Below are 16,607 nucleotides of genomic sequence, written 5' to 3'. Positions count from 1 at the left end.
CAAGTGAACCCGCGTTAACTTGGTGCTCACCCTACTACTCGGACTTGCGCAGGAACTTCTCGAAGCCGGCGCGGGCGTCCTTGCCGGTCAGCGCCAGTGCCTGGGTCACCGCCTCCAGCTCCAGCGAGGAGTGCAGGTCGCCGGTCGTGCTGGCGTTGACCAGCTTCTTCGTCAGCGAGGTCGCCAGCCGCGGGCCGGCGGCGAGGCGGGTGGCCAGCTCGGTGGCGTGTGCGAGCGGGTCGTCGGCGACGGCGTTCACGATGCCCCACCGGTGCGCGTCGGCGGCGGACAGCTCGGGGGTGAGCAGCATCAGCTCCTTCGCGCGGTGCAGGCCGACCGCCCGCGGCAGCAGCCACGCGCCGCCGACGTCGGGCACGAGGCCGCGGCGCAGGAACACCTCGCAGAACCGCGCGTCCGGCGCGCACACCACGAGGTCACACACCAGCGCGAGGTTGAACCCGCCGCCGTAGGCCACCCCCGACACGGCCGCCACGACCGGCAGCGCGGAGTTCCACACCTCCTCGATGAGCCGGTGGAACGACCGCATCAGGTCGAGCAGCGCGCGGTCGTCGGTGCTCGCGATCGTGTCGAGGATCGTGTGCGCGTCGCCGCCCGCGGAGAAGTGCTCGCCGACCCCGGTGAGCACGACAGCGCCGACCGTCTCGTCCGCGGCCGCGTCCCGCAGCGCCAGCTCGATGGCCCGCGCGGCGGTGTCGGTCATCGCGTTGAGCCGGTCCGGGCGGTCGATCGCGAGCGTGCGCACGGCGCCCGCGTCGGTGACGGTCAGCTCAGCCATCGGCGCTCCCCAACAAGGTCCGCGGAATGTCCAGGTGCCGTGAGCGTAGGTACTCGCCCAGTCCCTTCGCCTGCGGGTCCGGCCGGGTCGCCGCGGCGACGCCGGCGCCGAGCAGGCCGACGGCGACGAAGTTCAGCGCGTTCAGGTTGGGCAGCGCGTACCGGCGCACCTCGAGGCCGGCCGTCTCGGGCACGAGCGCGCGGAAGAGGGAGACGTCGAGGGTCGCGGCGAGCCAGCGGTACTCCTGCGCCGTGCGGGTCCACACGCCGACGTTGGCGTTGCCGCCCTTGTCGCCGGAGCGGGCCGCGCAGATCCGGCCCAGCGGCACCCGCTGGGTCGGGCCGCTCGGGATCGGACCGTCCACCGGGTCCGGCCGCAGCGGATCGACGACGCCGGCCGGGCTGTGCGGGACCGGGTGCCGGCTGCCGTCGGGCGTCACGACCACCTGCTCGACGGCGTCGCGCGGCACGAGCGCGGGCCAGTACACGCCGTACGCGCTCTCCGGCGTGGGCGGCGTGGTGGTGTGGAAGCCGGCGTACCCGGCGAGCGCGAGCTCCATGGTGGCGTTGGAGAACGCGCGGCCGACCTTGCGCGGGTCGGGGTCCTTCACCGTGATCCGCAGGTGCGCGGTGGCCTGCTCGTTGGTCGGCGCATCGGGCTGGTCGAAGCGCAGCAGCCGCACGTCGACCTCGGCGAAGGCCTCCTTGCCCCCCAGGATCTCGAACAGCTGCTGGTCTGCCCACGCCGCCTTCGCCTCGATGTCGAGCCCGGTGAGCACCAGCGTCATCGTGTTGCGGTAGCCGCCGAGGTAGTTGATCGCGACCTTGAGCGTGTCCGGCGGCGGGCTGCCGCGGGTGCCGGCGATCCGCACCCGGTCGGGCCCGTCCTGGGTGAGCCGCAGCGTGTCGAAGTGCGCCACCACGTCGGGGTTGACGTAGGCGGGCTCGGCGATCTCGTAGAGCAGCTGCGCGGTGACCGTGCCCGGTGAGACGAGCCCGCCGGTGCCGTCGTGCTTGGTGATCACCGCGCTGCCGTCCGCCTCGACCTCGGCGATCGGGAAGCCGGGGTAGCGCCGGTCGGTGATCTCGGGCAGCCACGAGTAGTTGCCGCCGGTGGCCTGCGGGCCGCACTCGATCACGTGCCCGGCCGCCACCGCGCCGGCGAGCTGGTCGAGGTCGGTGCGCTCCCAGCCGTGCCACCACGCGGCCGGCCCGACGACTAGCGACGCGTCGGTGACCCGGGGGCACAGCACGACATCGGCGTCCTCGAGTGCCTCGGCGATGCCCCACCCGCCGAGGTAGGCGTTGGCCGACACGGGCTCGATACCGGCCAGCGGTTCGCCGGTGTCCATGTTGGACAGTGGGTGGCCCGCGGCGCGGAGCTCGTCGAGCCGGCCGAGGAGGTCGTCGCCCTCGAGCCAGGCGATGCGCGGGTGCAGCCCGAGCCGCCCGGCGAGAGCGGTGAGTGCCTCGGCGAGGCCGGCCGGGTTGAGCCCGCCCGCGTTGCTGACGACCTTGATGCCGCGGTCGAGGCAGGTGCCGAGGACCTGCTCCATCTGGGTGAGGAACGTCCTGGCGTACCCCGCGGCGGGGTCCTTCTGCCTGGCCTTCCACAGGATCAGCATCGTCAGCTCGGCGAGGTAGTCGCCGGTGAGCACGTCGATCGGGCCGCCGTCGACCATCTCGCGGGCGGCGGCGAGCCGGTCGCCGTAGAAGCCGGAGCAGTTGCCGATCCGGACCGCGCGACACCTCATGTCACCGGCCTCCCCGGACCGGGCGGTCCCGCAAACGCCTGCGCCACGGCCATCCACTCGGTGGCGACCGGCCCGGCGACGCGCAGGCCCGTGTCGGCGACGTTGCGGCGCTGGGTGACCACGAGGCAGAAGTCGAGCGCGTCGCCGGTCACCGAGTCCGCGCCCGAGCCCCAGGTCCAGGTGTCGCCGTCGGGCGCGGTCAGCTCGACCCGCACGGGCCGGTCCGGCACGGGCAGGCCGCGGACGGTGAAGCTGAACGGGAGCGTCCGCACGCCGAGGTGCGCGATGTGGCGCAGCCGGACGGTCGGCGCGCGGGTGACGCCGAGCGCGTCGGCGATGTCCTGGCCGTGTGCCCAGGTCTCCATGAGCCGTGCGGTGATGGAGGACGCGAGGCTCATCGACGGGCCGTACCAGGGGACCTTCCTGGCGGGGTCGGCCGCGTGGAACGTCGAGAGCATCGCGGCGCGGGCCTTGCGGAACCAGGTGAGCAGCTCGCCGGCGGGCATCGTGCGGTAGTCCTTGGCGATCTCGTTCGCGAAGTCGGTGCCGCGGGCCATCGCCTCGGCGGCGCAGGTGCGGAACGCGGCCTCGTCGGTGACCGCGAGCGCCACGGTCTCGTCGAAGTAGGCGAGGTGGCCGACCTGGTCGCGGATCGCCCACCCGGCGGCGGGGGTCGCGAGCTCCCACTCCCGCGGCGACAGCGGGTCGAGCATCCGGTCGACCACGGCGGTCTCCGCGGTGACGTCGTCGAGCAGCTCGTCGATCGAGACGGCCATCAGCGTCCTTTCCAGACCGGCGGCCGCTTCTCGCGGAACGCGGCCGGCCCCTCCTGCGCGTCGGCGGACCGGTAGACCGGCGCCCAGATCTCCTCGGCCAGCTCGTAGGCCGCGGCCAGCGGGTGCTCGGCCACCAGCCGCACGGTCCGCTTGGCCGCGGCGACCGACAGTGGGGCGTTCGCCGCGATCCGCTCGCCCAGCGTCTGGGCGGCCTGGCGTAGCTCGGCGAGCGGCACCACCTCGTTGACCAGGCCGAGCTGGTGGGCGCGCGCGGCGGAGATCGGGTCGCCGGTGAGCAGGATCTGCATCGCCACGCGCGGGGGAACGAGCCACGGGAGCGGCGCGGCCCACGGCGCGCCCCGGCCGACCTTCGCCTCCGAGATCGCGAACCGGGCGGTGTCGGCGGCCACGCACAGGTCGCAGTTCTGCGCGAGCAGGAACCCGCCGGCGAAGGCGACCCCGTTGACCGCGGCGATGGTCGGCTTCGGCACGTCGATGTTGCGCCCGGGCTGGGGCAGGAAGTCCGGCGGCGGGATCTCCAGCGCGGTCTCGGCCATCTCCTTGAGGTCCCCGCCGGCGCAGAACGCCTTGTCCCCCGCGCCGGTCAGCACCAGCACCTTGGCGTCGTCGTCCGCGACGAACCCGCGAAAGCCGTCCCACAGCCCGTCCCGGACCTCCTTGCTCAACGCGTTGCGCGCCTCGGGCCGGTCGATGGTGAGCCAGGCGACCCCACTGTCTACTTCGTACCGAACGGTCACGCGTCCTCCTCGTCGATGACGGCGAGCACGGCACCCGTGTCGACCTGCTGGCCCACCGCCACCTCGATCGCGCTGACCACGCCGTCGGCCGGCGCGTGCACGGTGTGCTCCATCTTCATCGCCTCCAGCACGACCACCGCCGCCCCCCGCACGACGTGGTCGCCCTCGGCCACCGCCACCGACACGACCGACCCCGGCATGGGCGCCAGCAACGACCCGACGTGCGCGACGGCGTCCGGGTCGGGAAAGCGCGGCCGCTCCACCAGCTCGGACGCCCCGAGTGGACTGTCCACATAGAACACGGTGCCGACCTGGTGGACGTGGCACACGCGCCGCACGCCGGCCACCTCCAGCTCGACCCGGGCCGGCTCCACGCGGACGATCCGGAGCTCGGGCAGCTCCTCGCCGTCCACCCACGCGCGGGTCTGCGTGTAGCGCACCTCGGCCGACTCGAACGTCGTGACCTGCGCCTCGCTGGGGACGTTGCGGAAGCCCGGCGGCAGCGTGGTCAGCACCTCCGCCGCCACGCGCCGGGCCGCCTGCCCGGCCAGCGCCGCCGCCACCGCGTGGACGGCCGGCACGGTGTCCGGTGTGGACAGAGTGGCCGCGTCGTGCCGGGTCAGGTAGCCGGTGTCGATGTCCCCCGCCAGGAACTCCGCCTCGCGCAGGATGCCCACCAGCAGGTCCCGGTTCGTGGTCACGCCGTGCAGCCGCGCGTCGGCGAGCGCGCGGGCCAGCGTGCGGCACGCGTCCTCGCGGGTGGGGCCGTACGCGATCACCTTGGCCAGCATGGGGTCGTAGAACGTGCTGACCACCGAACCGTCCGCGACCCCGGCGTCCACCCGCACGCCCGGCAGCGCCGGCACGGCGAACCGGTGCAGCGTGCCCGACACCGGCAGGAACCCGGCCGCGACGTTCTCCGCGTACAGCCGCGCCTCCACCGCGTGTCCGCGCAGCTCGGCGGTGAGCACCTCGGCCGGCAGCGGCCGCCCCTCGGCCACCAGCAGCTGCAGCCGCACGAGGTCGAGCCCGGTCACCAGCTCGGTCACCGGGTGCTCCACCTGCAGCCGGGTGTTGACCTCCAGGAAGAAGAACCGGCCGTCGGGGGCCAGCACGAACTCCACCGTGCCGGCGCCGACGTAGCCGATCGCCTTGCCCGCGGCCACCGCGGCCGCGGTCAGCTCCGCGCGCAGCGAGTCGTCGACGGCCGGGGACGGCGCCTCCTCGATGATCTTCTGGTACCGCCGCTGGATCGAGCACTCGCGCTCGAACAGGCCCACCACGTTCCCGTGCGCGTCGCCGAAGATCTGCACCTCGACGTGCCGCGGCGCCTCCACGTAGTGCTCGAGGAACACCGTCCCGTCGCCGAACGCCGACGCCGCCTCGCGCCGCGCCCCGGCCACCGCCGCCGCCAGCGAAGCCGGGTCGCGGACCACCCGCATCCCCCGCCCGCCGCCGCCGAACGCGGCCTTCACCAGCACCGGGAAGCCGACCTCGGCGGCGGCCGCGGCGAGGTCGGTCGAGTCGGTGACCGTGACGCCGGGCAGCACCGGCACGCCGGCCCGGGACATCAGGTCCTTGGCCGCGATCTTGGACCCCATCGACTCGATGGCCTCCGGCGACGGCCCGACGAACACCAGCCCCTCGGCGGCGCACGCACGCGCGAACCCCGCGTTCTCCGACAGGAAGCCGTATCCGGGGTGGACCGCGTCCGCGCCGGTGGCCCGCGCCGCCGCGATGATCCTGCCGACGTCGAGGTAGGTCTCGGCGGGCGTCGAGCCGGGCAGCCGCACCGCCTCGTCCGCGTCGGCCACGAACGGCGCGTCCGCGTCGGGGTCGGAATGCACGGCGACGCACGCGATGTCCATCGCCCGCGCGGTGCGCATCACCCGCGAGGCGATCTCACCGCGGTTGGCCACCAGCAGTCTGCGAATACGCGACATCTGCCCTCACATCCGAAAGACGCCGAAGCCACGCCGGCCCTCGACCGGGCCCGAGTGCGCGGCGGACAACGCCATGCCGAGCACGCTGCGGGTGTGCCGGGGGTCGATCACGCCGTCGTCGTAGAGCCGCGCGGTGACGAAGAACGCGTGCGACTCGCGCTCGATCTGCGCCTCGATCGACGCGCGGCGCTCCTCGTCGGCCGCCTCGTCGAACGCGCGGCTGGCCGCGGCCGCGGCCTGTCTGCCCACGATGGACAGCACGCCGGCGAGCTGGGTCGCCCCCATCACCGCGAGCTTGGAGTTGGGCCAGGCGAACATGAACCGCGGATCGTAGGCGCGGCCGGACATGCCGTAGTTGCCGGCGCCGAACGACGCGCCGATGTTGATCGTGATGTGCGGGACCGAGCTGTTGGTCACCGCGTTGATCATCTTGGCGCCGTCCTTGATGATCCCGCCCTGCTCGTAGGCGGTGCCGACCATGAAGCCGGTGGTGTTCTGCAGGAACACGAGCGGGGTGTCGGTCTGGTTGGCCAGCATGATGAACTCGGCGGCCTTCTTCGACTCCTCGCTGAACAGCACGCCCCGCGCGTTGGCCAGCACGCCGACCGGGAACCCGTGCACGGACGCCCACCCGGTGACCAGGCTCGTGCCGTAGCGCGGCTTGTACTCGCCGAACCGCGAGCCGTCCAGCACCCTGGCCAGCACCTCGCGCGGGTCGAACGGCACCCGCAGGTCGCCGGAGGTGACGCCGAGCAGCTCCTCGGGGTCGTAGCAGGGCGGGTCGGCGGGCCGCGACGGCCCGGGCCCGAGCTTGCGCCAGTTCAGCTCCGAGACGATCTGGCGGCCCAGCCGGACGCAGTCCCGCTCGTCGACGGCGAAGTGGTCGGCGAGGCCCGACACCCGCGAGTGCATCTCCGCGCCGCCGAGCTGCTCGTCGTCGGCGTCCTCGCCGGTGGCCATGTTCACCAGCGGCGGGCCGCCGAGGAACACCTTGGCCTGCCCGTCGACGAGCACGGAGTAGTCGCACATGCCGGGCACGTAGGCACCGCCCGCGGTGGAGTTGCCGAACACGAGCGCGATCGTGGGCACGCCCATGGCGGACAGCTCGGTGAGGTCGTGGAAGATCTTGCCCGCCTGCACGAACAGGTCGGACTGGGACGGCAGGTCGGCGCCGCCGGACTCGACCAGGTTGATCACCGGGAGCCGGTTGCGCCGGGCGATCTCCAGCGCCCGCAACGTCTTGCGCAGCGTGTACGGGTTCATCGCGCCGCCGCGCACGGTCGGGTCGTGCGCGATGATCACGCACTCGACGCCGGACACCACGCCGACGCCGGTGACGATGCTCGCGCCGACGGTGAACTCCGTGCCCCACGCGGCGAGGCTGGACAGCTCCAGGAACGGCGCGTCCCGGTCGAGCAGCAGCTCGATCCGTTCCCGGGCGAGCAGCCGGCCGCGCGAGCGGTGCCGCGCCGCGTACCTCTCCCCACCGCCCGCCCGCGCCAGCGCGAGCTGCTCGTCCAGCGCGGCGATCGCGGTGAGCTGCGTGGCCCGGTTGTTCCGGAACAGCTCGCCGCCGGTGTCCAGAGCGGACCGGAGTACCGGCACGTCGGAACCTCCTCCCAGTCGAGCCGATGTTATCGGTCATTCACAGGCGATCGGTAGCGTATCGCAGAAACAACCGCTAGACGCCCCCTTCATCGGTGAGCTATGTTACCCAGCATTCACATACGGCGGCTGGCTTCCCACGAGCTGGAGGAGACGATGACGACCCCGTCCGGAACGAGCCCGCAAGCCTTCATCGGCGTCGACGTCGGCGGCACCCATACCGACGTGGCAGTCGTTTCTGGCGAGCGCCTGGTCAGAGGCAAGGCCCTCACCACCTACGACGACTTCAGCCGGGGCGTGCTGTCCGCCATCGGCGTCGCGGCCGGCGAGCTCGGCATGGAGCTGTCCGAGCTGATGCCCCAGGGGCGCATGCTGATCAACGGCACCACCGTGGTCACCAACATCATCACCCAGCTGCGCGGCTCGAAGGTGGGCGTGCTGGTCACCGCCGGTTTCAAGGACGTGTTCCGGATCGCGGGCGGTCCCCGGCTCAACGTGGCCGACGACCACCTGCAGACCAACGTGCCGGACATCGTGGCCCGCTCGGCCATCTCGGAGATCACCGAACGGGTGAACTACGCCGGCGACGTCGTGGTGCCCCTCGACGAGGAGCAGATCGCCCGCGAGGCCCAGCGGCTGGTCGAGGAGGAGGGTGTCGCGTCGATCGCGGTGTGCTTCCTGTCCAGCCACCTCAACGGCGACCACGAGCTGCGCGCGGAGAAGATCATCCAGCAGCGCTACCCGGACCTGTTCGTCACGCCGTCGCACCGGGTGTTCCCGGTCCGCGGCGAGACCCGCCGGTTCACCACCGCGGTCCTCAACTGCTTCGTGCACGACCAGGCCCGCACCTACATCGACTCGATCGCCGACAAGCTCGCCGGCGCGGGGCTCCCCCAGCCGCCGGTGTTCCTGCAGGGTCTCGGCGGCGGGATCAGCAAGGAACGCGCGAAGGAACACCCGCTCGCCCTGCTCGGCTCCGGCCCGGCCGGCGGCGCGCTCGGCGCGAACGAGCTGGGCAAGCGCCTGGGCTACAAGCGGGTCCTGCTCGGCGACATGGGCGGCACCAGCTTCGACACCGGCATCATCAACGACAACGAGGTCCACACCCAGAAGAACCTCGAGATCGGCCAGCTGCAGACCGGCGTCAACCTCGTCGACGTCGTGTCGGTCGGCGCGGGCGGCGGCAGCATCGCGTGGGTCAGCGAGCGCGGCATCCCGCAGGTCGGCCCGCACAGCGCCGGCTCGACCCCGGGACCGGCGGCCTACGGCAAGGGCGGCGTCGAGCCGACCGTCACCGATGCCATGACCCTGATGGGCTTCATCGACCCGGACAACTACCTCGGCGGCCGGATGCGGCTCAACGTCGACCTGGCCCGCCAGGCGCTGGAGACCAAGTTCGCCAAGCACTTCGACTGGTCCGCCGAGCGTGCCGCGGCCGCCGTGCACGACCTCGTCGTGGTCAACATGGCGCACGCGGTCCGCGAGGTCAGCGTCGGCAAGGGCTATGACCCGCGCAACTTCACCTTCCTGGCCTACGGCGGCACGCTGCCGCTGTTCGCCTCGCAGATCGCCGACCGGCTCAAGATCCCCACCGTCGTCATCCCGCAGAACAGCTCGGTGTTCTGCGCGCTCGGCGCACTGACGTCGGACTTCGTGCTGCGCAAAGACCAGACGGTGGACTGGAAGCTCACCAACCCCGACGACGTGGCCCGGGTCAACGAGGTGGCCGACCGGCTGCTCGCGACCGCGCACGAGGAGATGCGGGCGGAGGGCTTCGCCGCCGAGGAGATCACCACCGCGCGCAGCGCCGACTTCCGGTTCGAGGGCCAGGTCTACGAGCTGACCCTGCCGCTGCCCGACCGCTCGCTCACCCCGGAGGACACCAAGGAGCTGGCCGAGCGGTTCTACGAGCTCTACGAACGGGTCTACGGCATCGGCACCGCGTTCGCCGGCGTGCCCGAGGTGCTGCTCAACTACACCGTCACCGTCACCGGCCCGCAGCCGCGGCCGCCGATGCCCGAGCTGGCGCTGAGCCCGACGCCGCTCGACGAGGTGCGCAAGGGCGAGCGCCGGGTCTACATCCCGATGCTGCAGGAGTGGCAGACGATCCCGACCTACGACGGCGGCAAGTTCACGCCGGGCACCGAGTGCAGCGGGCCGGCGATCATCGACGAGAACGACACCACGATCTTCGCCCCGCCCGGCACCCACGTGACCAGGGACGGCTTCGGCAACTACGTCATGACCCGGGAAGAGGCCTAGACATGACACCCCTTGTGCCAACCCCAGGTGTCTGCCAACCGCACCCAAGGGGAACGGGACGCAACCCAGCCACCGGCACGTGCCCAACCGGACGGCGCCGACCAAAAGTGACCACGAGTGTTAGTTCCGGGGAGGCGGACCAGTCATGACCACCATGCGCGACTACGACGTCGTGACGGCCGAGGTGCACCGCAAGGCCGTCGAGAACCTCACCAACGAGATGGCGCTGGCCATGGTCCGCACCTCCACCTCGCCGGTGGTCTACGAGGCCAAGGACTTCTCCACCTGCTTCTTCGACACCGTCCCCGACCAGCTCGGCTTCTCCGGCTACGTGCTGTTCCACATCGGCTCCTCGCGCGGTGGCGTCCGGTCCATCATGGAGCTGGGCGGCATCGGCGACCTCAAGCCGGGCGACGGGTACATCACCAACGACCCGCGCGCCGGCGGCGCCATGCACCAGGCCGACGTCGGCGTGATCATGCCGATGTTCTACAAGAACGACGAGCTGGTCGGCTGGGGCTTCGCCAACATGCACGTGCTCGACATCGGCGGCGTCGGCGTGTCCGGCTACGCGCCGGGCGCGCGGGACGTGTACCAGGAGGGCCTGCGCTTCCCGCCGGTGAAGATCATCAAGAACGGCAAGATCGACTCCGAGTGGGCCAGGTTCATCGGCGCCAACGTGCGCGCGCCCGCCGCGGTGCTGTCGGACATCCGCTCGATGATCGCGGCCAACAACGTGGTGGCCAACCAGCGGCTCAACTCGATCATCGACGAGTTCGGCCTCGAGGGCTACCGGGAACTGTGCGAGATCAACAAGAACCTGAGCGAGGAGCTGCTGCGGGAGCGCATCTCCCGGCTGCCCGACGGCGTCTACGAGTCGGCGGACTGGAACGAGTTCGACGGCCACGACGGCCCGGACCAGCTGCTCGACATGCGGCTGAAGATGACCGTGTCCGGCAGTGACCTGCGGTTCGAGTTCTCGGGTGTGCAGCAGATCGACGCGTTCGTCAACTCCGCGGCCGACGCGATGGCCGGCCAGACGATGACCGCGATCATGGTGATGATGGTCTACGGCGACTTCCCGGTGAACGCGGGCATGTGGCGGCCGGTCACCATCGACGTCGGCGAGCCGGGCACCATCGTCAACTCGACCGACCCCGCGCCGTGCAGCAACGCGCACTCCGAGGTCGGCATGCGGGCCTGCAAGCTGGCCAAGGAGACGCTGTCCCAGGCGATGGCGCTGTCCGACGACCCGGAGATCCGCGGCCGCCTCGCCGGCCAGTGCCAGGACGGCTTCCCCGCGGTGAACCTGTTCGGCCCCAACCAGTTCGGCGGCACGTCCGTGGTGTTCTACGTGGACAACGCGTGCGGGTCCGGCGGCGGTGCGCAGTCCATCATGGACGGTCAGGACGCGTACGGGCTCACCTGCATGACCGGCTGCGGCATCGCCGACGTGGAGACCCACGAGTCGATGGACCCGGTGCTGTGGCTGTGGCGGCGGCTGGCGCCCAACTCCGGCGGCCCCGGCTACTTCCGCGGTGGCGGCGGCATCGAGCAGGGCTTCACCCTGCACTACACCGACGAGATGGCCGGCCCGGGCTTCAACGCGTGCGCCGAGGTGCCGCCGCGCGGGTTCGGCGGTGGCTACCCGGCCGCGTCGGGCACCTACTACCCCGTGCGCAACACCAACGTCACCGACCTCCTCGCCGCCGGCAGGCTGCCCACCCGGGACGCGCTGACCGGCGACGACATCACCATCCGGTCGAAGGTCGGGCACATGTCGGTGAAGCGGCACGAGGTGCAGGTGTGGCTCTCCGGCGGCGGTGGCGGCGTCGGCGACCCGCTGCTGCGCCCGGCGAAGCGGGTGGCCCAGGACCTCGCCGACGGCTACGTCACCGCGAAGCACATCCGCAACGCCTACGGGGTCGTCCTCGACGACGGCGGCGAGGTGGACGTCGAGGCGACCACCAAGCGCCGCAACGAGATCCGCGAGGAGCGGATCGGCCGCGCGCCGACTGCTGCGCTCCAGCCCCCGGCCAGCGTCGGCGCGGCGGTCATCCTGCGCGGCACCAACGGGTCCCGGCAGTGGGTGTGCGGCTACTGCGGCGAGTCGTTCGGCACGAGCACCGGCAACTGGCGCACCGCCGAGGCCGCGGTCGGCCGCGAGTACCCGATCCACGAGCGCTACGAGCACCTCGACATGTACGTCAAGGAACGGCACGAGGAGCCCGGCGTGGTGCTGCGCGAGTACTACTGCGGCTCGTGTGCCGGCGTGCTCGGCGTCGACGTGGCCACCTCCGACCTGGAGGTACTGCCGGCGCCGGCCCTGGGCCAGCCGTGAGGTTCGGCGTCATGGAGCTGCCGCGCTCCATGGAGGAGACGGCCGGCCTCGCCCGCCACACGGACGAGGCCGGCTACGCCTGGCTCGGCATCGCCGACTCGCCGACCGTGTACCAGGAGTCCTACCTGCACCAGTTCCAGGCGCTGCGCAACAGCACCCGGCTGAAGGTGGGGCCGGTGGTGTCGCATGTGGTCCCGCGGCACCCGGTGATCGTCGCGAACCTCCTCGCCACGCTGCAGGAGGCGAGCGACGGCCGGGCCGTCGGGACGATCGCGACCGGCAACAGCGCGGCTCGCGGGCTGGGCATGAAGCCCGCCACGGTCGGCGAGCTGCGGGAGGCGGTGGCCGCGATCCGCGGCTACTGGGCGGGCACCGGCGGCACCTTCCGGGACACCCGGATCCCGGCCACCGGGCTCGCCCGGCCGGCGCCGCCGCTGGTCGTCAGCGCGGACGGCCCCCGCATCACCGCGCTGGGCGGCGAGTGCGGCGACGGCGTGCTGTACGGCGGCACGATGAAGGCCGAGGTGCTCACCCGGCGGGTCGCGGCCGGGAGGACCCGCCCGGGGCAGGAGTTCTGGGCGGGCCCGGCGGTGTCGGTGGGCGAGACGGTCGACGAGGTGCTCGCGGACATGGGGCCGCTCCTGGTCGCGATCGCCAACCGAGCCTTCCGCGGCGACCTGACCGAGCGCGGCATCCCGACCGAGCTGCACGAGGACGTCCGCACCATGTGGAAGCGCTACGACTACGCCTTCCACGGCGACGCGACCCGGCCGCGCAACATGGCCGAGGACATCGTGTCCCGCCCGCTCGCGGAGTACCTGCTGGACAACTTCGTGGTGTGGGGCGAGGAGGACCGCTGGGCGCGGACGCTCGCCGCGCTCGCCGACCACGGCTGCGACGGCGTGATGCTCATCCTCGGGCAGCGCGACCAGCTCGCCGCCACGCGCAAGATCACCGAGCGGCTGCGTGCGCTCGGCCAGTTACCGGGAGGTGTGACGTGACCGGGCTCGGCGTCGACATGACCGCGCCGCCGCCGTGGGCGGGGCTCAACCTGACCTATCTCGCCGAGCGCACCGGCACCGATCCGGCCCACCCGGCGGTGGTGTGCGAGGACACCGTGCGCACGTACGGCGACCTGCGCGACCGCTACCGGCGGGTGGCGAACGCCCTGCTGGCACACGGGATCGAGCGGATGGACCGGGTGTCGATCAGCACCCGCAACAGGGTCGAGTACTTCGAGGTGGAGCTCGGCATCTCCGGCGCGGCGGCGATCATGGTGGCGTTGAGCTGGCGGCTCGCGCCGGCCGAGCGGGTCGGGCTGCTGGCCCGCTCCGGGGCGCGGGCGGTGTTCGCCGAGGCGTCGTTCGTGCCGCACATCGCCGCGGCGCGCGCGTCCGGCGAGCTGCCGGCGCTCTCGCTCATCGTGTCGTTCGGGACGGCCGAGGGCGCGGACGTCGAGTACGAGGAGCTGTGCGCGGGTGCGCAGGCGCGGCGGCCGCCGATCGAGCCGCCTGCCTTCGCCGACCCGCACGAGATCATCTACACCTCGGGCACCACCGGCGACCCCAAGGGCGTGGTGTGGGCGCACGGCACGGTGCTGTGGAACTCGATCCAGCAGGTGATGGACTACGCGCTGCGGCCCGACCACGCGACCTACGTGGCGCTGGACCTGAACTACATCGGCGGCCGGCACGACTTCACGTTCGCGTTGCTGCACCAGGGCGGCACCGTCCACATCAGACGCTCCGGGGGGTTCGACGCGGCCGAGGCCGTGGCCTACGTGGCCCGGCACCGGATCTCGCACGTGCTGTGGGTGCCGACGATGATCTACGACGTGCTGCGGGCGCCGGGCCTGGCCGACCTCGACACGTCGGCACTGGAGATGATCATGTGCGGGGGCGCGCCGCTGTCCCGGGAGACCATCGTCGAGGCCCAGAAGGCGTTCCCGCACACCAGGTTCGTGCAGGTGTTCGGGCTCACCGAGGGCGGCGGGACGACGACGTTCGTGCCGCCCGCGTTCCTCACGTCGAAGATCGGCTCGGCCGGCAAGGCGTCGATGCACAACGAGATCCGCATCGCCGACGCGCTCGAGGGCACGCCGCTGCCGGCCGGCGAGACGGGCGAGATCCTCGTGCGCGGCCCGGCGGTGACGCTCGGGTACTGGGACAACCCGGCCGCGACCGCCGCCACGGTGCGCGACGGCTGGCTGCACACCGGTGACCTGGGCTATCTCGACGAGGACGGGTTCCTGTTCGTGGCCGGGCGCAAGAAGGACATGATCATCAGCGGCGGCATGAACATCTACCCGAGCGAGGTGGAGGCCGTGCTGCGGGCCCACCCGGCGGTGCACGACGTGGCCGTGATCGGCCTGCCGCACGAGCGCTGGGGCGAGCAGGTGTGCGCGGTGATCGTGCCGGCGCCCGGGGCCACGGTCGTCGAGGCCGACATCGTGGCCTACTGCCGGGAGCGGCTGGCGAGCTTCAAGAAGCCGTCGGTGGTGCGGACGGTCGAGGAGTTCCCGCTGACGATCTCGGGGAAGGTGCAGAAGTTCGTGCTGCGCGAGCGGTTCAGCCACGCGCCGGCGGGTTCCTGAGTGCGCGCCTGGCGCCTGCACACGCTCGGCGACCCGGCCGACGTGCTGCGGCTGGAGGACGACGCGCCGGACCCGGAACCGGGGCCGGGCGAGGTGCTGGTCGAGGTCGACGCGGCGGCCCTGAACTACGCGGACGTCCTGGTGTGCCAGGGGAAGTACCAGGACCGCCCGCCGCTGCCGCTGACCCCGGGCTTCGAGATGGCCGGCCGGGTGGTGGGCACCGGGCAGCGGGTCGCGGCCATGTGCGAGTTCCCGCACGGGGGGCTGGCCCAGCGCACGGTCCTGCCCGCCGCCGCGGCGCTGCCCATCCCCGACTCGCTGTCCGCCACCGCCGCGGCGGCGATGGTCGTCACCTACCTCACCGCGCACGCCGCGCTGCACCGCCGGGCCGGCCTGCGCCCCGGCGAGACCGTGCTCGTGCACGCCGGGGCCGGTGGCGTGGGCAGCGCGGCCATCCAGGTCGCCAAGGCCGCCGGCGCCACCGTCATCGCCACCGCGGGTGGGCCGGCCAAGGTCGAGGTCTGCGAGAAGCTCGGCGCCGACCTCGCGATCGACTACCGGGCCGGGGACTTCGTCGCGGCGGTGCTGGAGGCCACCGGCGGCCGGGGTGCGGACGTGATCGTCGACCCGGTCGGGGGCGCGGTGTTCGACCGGTCCCGCAAGGTCGTCGCGTTCGAGGGGCGGCTCGTGGTCGCCGGGTTCGCGGGCGGCCCGCCCGCCGCGGCGCCGACCAACCATGCGCTGGTCAAGAACTACTCGATCGTCGGCGTGCACTGGGGGCTCTACCGCCGCCGCGCCCCGCACGTGGTCGGCGAGACGCACGCCGCGCTCATGGACCTCCACCGCGCCGGCGCGATCGACCCGCTGGTCTCCGAGATCCTGCCGATGGACCAGGTCCCCGACGGCCTGCGGCGCATCTACGACCGCGGCACGGTCGGCAAGCTCGTGGTGACCGTGCCGTGAACGTGCACCCCGCGCGCCGTGCGCCCCTGCACCGACACCACCGCCCCCGCCCGCCGGCCGGTGAACGTCAGCGTGTCGCCCGGGTACACCGGCGTGCCGAGGCGGAACTCGGTCGCCCGGATGTCCCCGCCGACATACCGGTGCACCAGCCCGCACGTGGTCAGGATGTTCATGAAGATGTCCGCGAACCCCGCCGCCCGCGCGGCCTCGACGTCGTGGTGGATCGGCGTGTAGTCGTTGGTGGCCAACGCACCCGCGACGATCATGGTGGCGGTCACCGGCACCTCGAGCGGGTCGTCCAGTGTGGACTCGTCGGCGGCCCGGGGCGCGGCAGGCGTCGGCCGGTACTTCAGCACCGTCCAGCTCATCCGGCCGACCACGGCGCCGGCCGCGTCGGTGAACTCCGTGTCGGTGGAGAGGAAGTACCCCGGCCCCACCCAGGTCCGCTTCTCCTCGCTCACCGCGGCGATCGTCGCGCGCGCGGTCAGCACGTCCCCCGGCACGAGGTGGCGCAGGTACTCCTGCCGGTAGCCGACCGCGATCAGCCCGGGGTACCCGGCGTCGTCGAGCCGCCGGTACAGCTCCGCGGTGGGTCCGGCCCGTACGGGACCGAGCCCCGGCATCGTCCACGCCTGCAGCAGCGCCGGCGGCGCGATGTGATCCGCGAGATACTTCGGGTCCGGGTCTTCAATGGCCTCCACGAACATTCGCACCCTGGTCAGGCCCACTGGATCACGGGCTACCAGCGGCTCCTCGGAACGGCCGACGAGGTCGCGCAAGACGGCAAGCATGCCTTAAGTTATCAGTCATTCACTAA

At 72.4% G+C, this 16,607-nt stretch carries 12 protein-coding genes; 5 read left to right on the top strand and 7 right to left on the bottom strand.

Annotated elements, in window-relative coordinates; translation table 11 throughout:
* Positions 1-34 precede the first annotated feature (34 nt).
* Genes VGD70_RS04615 through VGD70_RS04590 form a run of 6 tightly spaced genes read right to left on the bottom strand, consistent with a single transcriptional unit; the run spans position 35 to position 7,631 of the window.
* Entirely contained in the window at positions 35-796 is a 762-nt protein-coding gene (locus VGD70_RS04615; RefSeq protein ID WP_331078434.1) for an enoyl-CoA hydratase/isomerase family protein, read from the bottom strand.
* Positions 789-2,549 carry an acyclic terpene utilization AtuA family protein gene (locus VGD70_RS04610; RefSeq protein WP_331078432.1) on the bottom strand — a complete coding sequence of 587 codons (1,761 nt, stop codon included), beginning with the start codon at positions 2,547-2,549 and terminating at the stop codon, positions 789-791. Before VGD70_RS04610 ends, VGD70_RS04615 begins: the two co-directional genes overlap by 8 nt.
* Complete coding sequence (locus VGD70_RS04605; protein WP_331078430.1) at positions 2,546-3,325, bottom strand: TIGR03084 family metal-binding protein; 780 nt, start codon at positions 3,323-3,325, stop codon at positions 2,546-2,548. Before VGD70_RS04605 ends, VGD70_RS04610 begins: the two co-directional genes overlap by 4 nt.
* Positions 3,325-4,083 (bottom strand): enoyl-CoA hydratase/isomerase family protein, encoded by a 759-nt coding sequence (locus VGD70_RS04600; protein WP_331078428.1) that lies wholly within the window; start codon positions 4,081-4,083, stop codon positions 3,325-3,327. The genes VGD70_RS04605 and VGD70_RS04600 overlap by 1 nt, the downstream gene beginning before the upstream one ends.
* Entirely contained in the window at positions 4,080-6,026 is a 1,947-nt protein-coding gene (locus tag VGD70_RS04595) for a biotin carboxylase N-terminal domain-containing protein (protein ID WP_331078426.1), read from the bottom strand. Before VGD70_RS04595 ends, VGD70_RS04600 begins: the two co-directional genes overlap by 4 nt.
* 6 nt (positions 6,027-6,032) lie before the next feature.
* On the bottom strand, positions 6,033-7,631 hold the full coding sequence (locus tag VGD70_RS04590) for an acyl-CoA carboxylase subunit beta (protein ID WP_331078424.1): 1,599 nt from the start codon (positions 7,629-7,631) through the stop codon (positions 6,033-6,035).
* Between the two features lie 156 nt (positions 7,632-7,787).
* Here VGD70_RS04590 and VGD70_RS04585 point away from each other — a divergent pair, with 156 nt between their 5' ends.
* The 5 genes from VGD70_RS04585 (at position 7,788) to VGD70_RS04565 (ending at position 15,790) form a co-directional block, all read left to right on the top strand.
* Complete coding sequence (locus VGD70_RS04585) at positions 7,788-9,893, top strand: hydantoinase/oxoprolinase family protein (RefSeq protein ID WP_331078422.1); 2,106 nt, start codon at positions 7,788-7,790, stop codon at positions 9,891-9,893.
* A 145-nt stretch (positions 9,894-10,038) separates the two neighbouring features.
* Positions 10,039-12,234 (top strand): hydantoinase B/oxoprolinase family protein, encoded by a 2,196-nt coding sequence (locus VGD70_RS04580; RefSeq protein WP_331078420.1) that lies wholly within the window; start codon positions 10,039-10,041, stop codon positions 12,232-12,234.
* 11 nt (positions 12,235-12,245) lie between these two features.
* Positions 12,246-13,235: an LLM class flavin-dependent oxidoreductase gene (locus VGD70_RS04575; protein WP_331078417.1), complete on the top strand. Its 990-nt coding sequence runs from the start codon at positions 12,246-12,248 to the stop codon at positions 13,233-13,235.
* The gene (locus VGD70_RS04570) at positions 13,232-14,827 is read left to right on the top strand and encodes a class I adenylate-forming enzyme family protein (RefSeq protein ID WP_331078415.1); all 1,596 of its coding nucleotides are present in this window, start codon (positions 13,232-13,234) and stop codon (positions 14,825-14,827) included. Before VGD70_RS04575 ends, VGD70_RS04570 begins: the two co-directional genes overlap by 4 nt.
* Positions 14,828-15,790, top strand: a complete 963-nt coding sequence (locus tag VGD70_RS04565) for an NADPH:quinone oxidoreductase family protein (RefSeq protein ID WP_331078413.1) — start codon at positions 14,828-14,830, stop codon at positions 15,788-15,790.
* Here VGD70_RS04565 and VGD70_RS04560 read toward each other — a convergent pair.
* A complete protein-coding gene (locus VGD70_RS04560; protein ID WP_331078411.1) occupies positions 15,745-16,581 on the bottom strand; it encodes an FAS1-like dehydratase domain-containing protein in 837 nt (278 codons plus the stop codon). The two genes, VGD70_RS04565 and VGD70_RS04560, sit on opposite strands and share 46 nt — an antisense overlap.
* Positions 16,582-16,607: the final 26 nt, after the last annotated feature.

It is taken from the genome of Actinophytocola sp. (genome assembly GCF_036402745.1).
In the GTDB taxonomy this organism is placed as follows: domain Bacteria; phylum Actinomycetota; class Actinomycetes; order Mycobacteriales; family Pseudonocardiaceae; genus Actinophytocola.
This window is presented reverse-complemented; position numbering and strand designations above follow the sequence as displayed.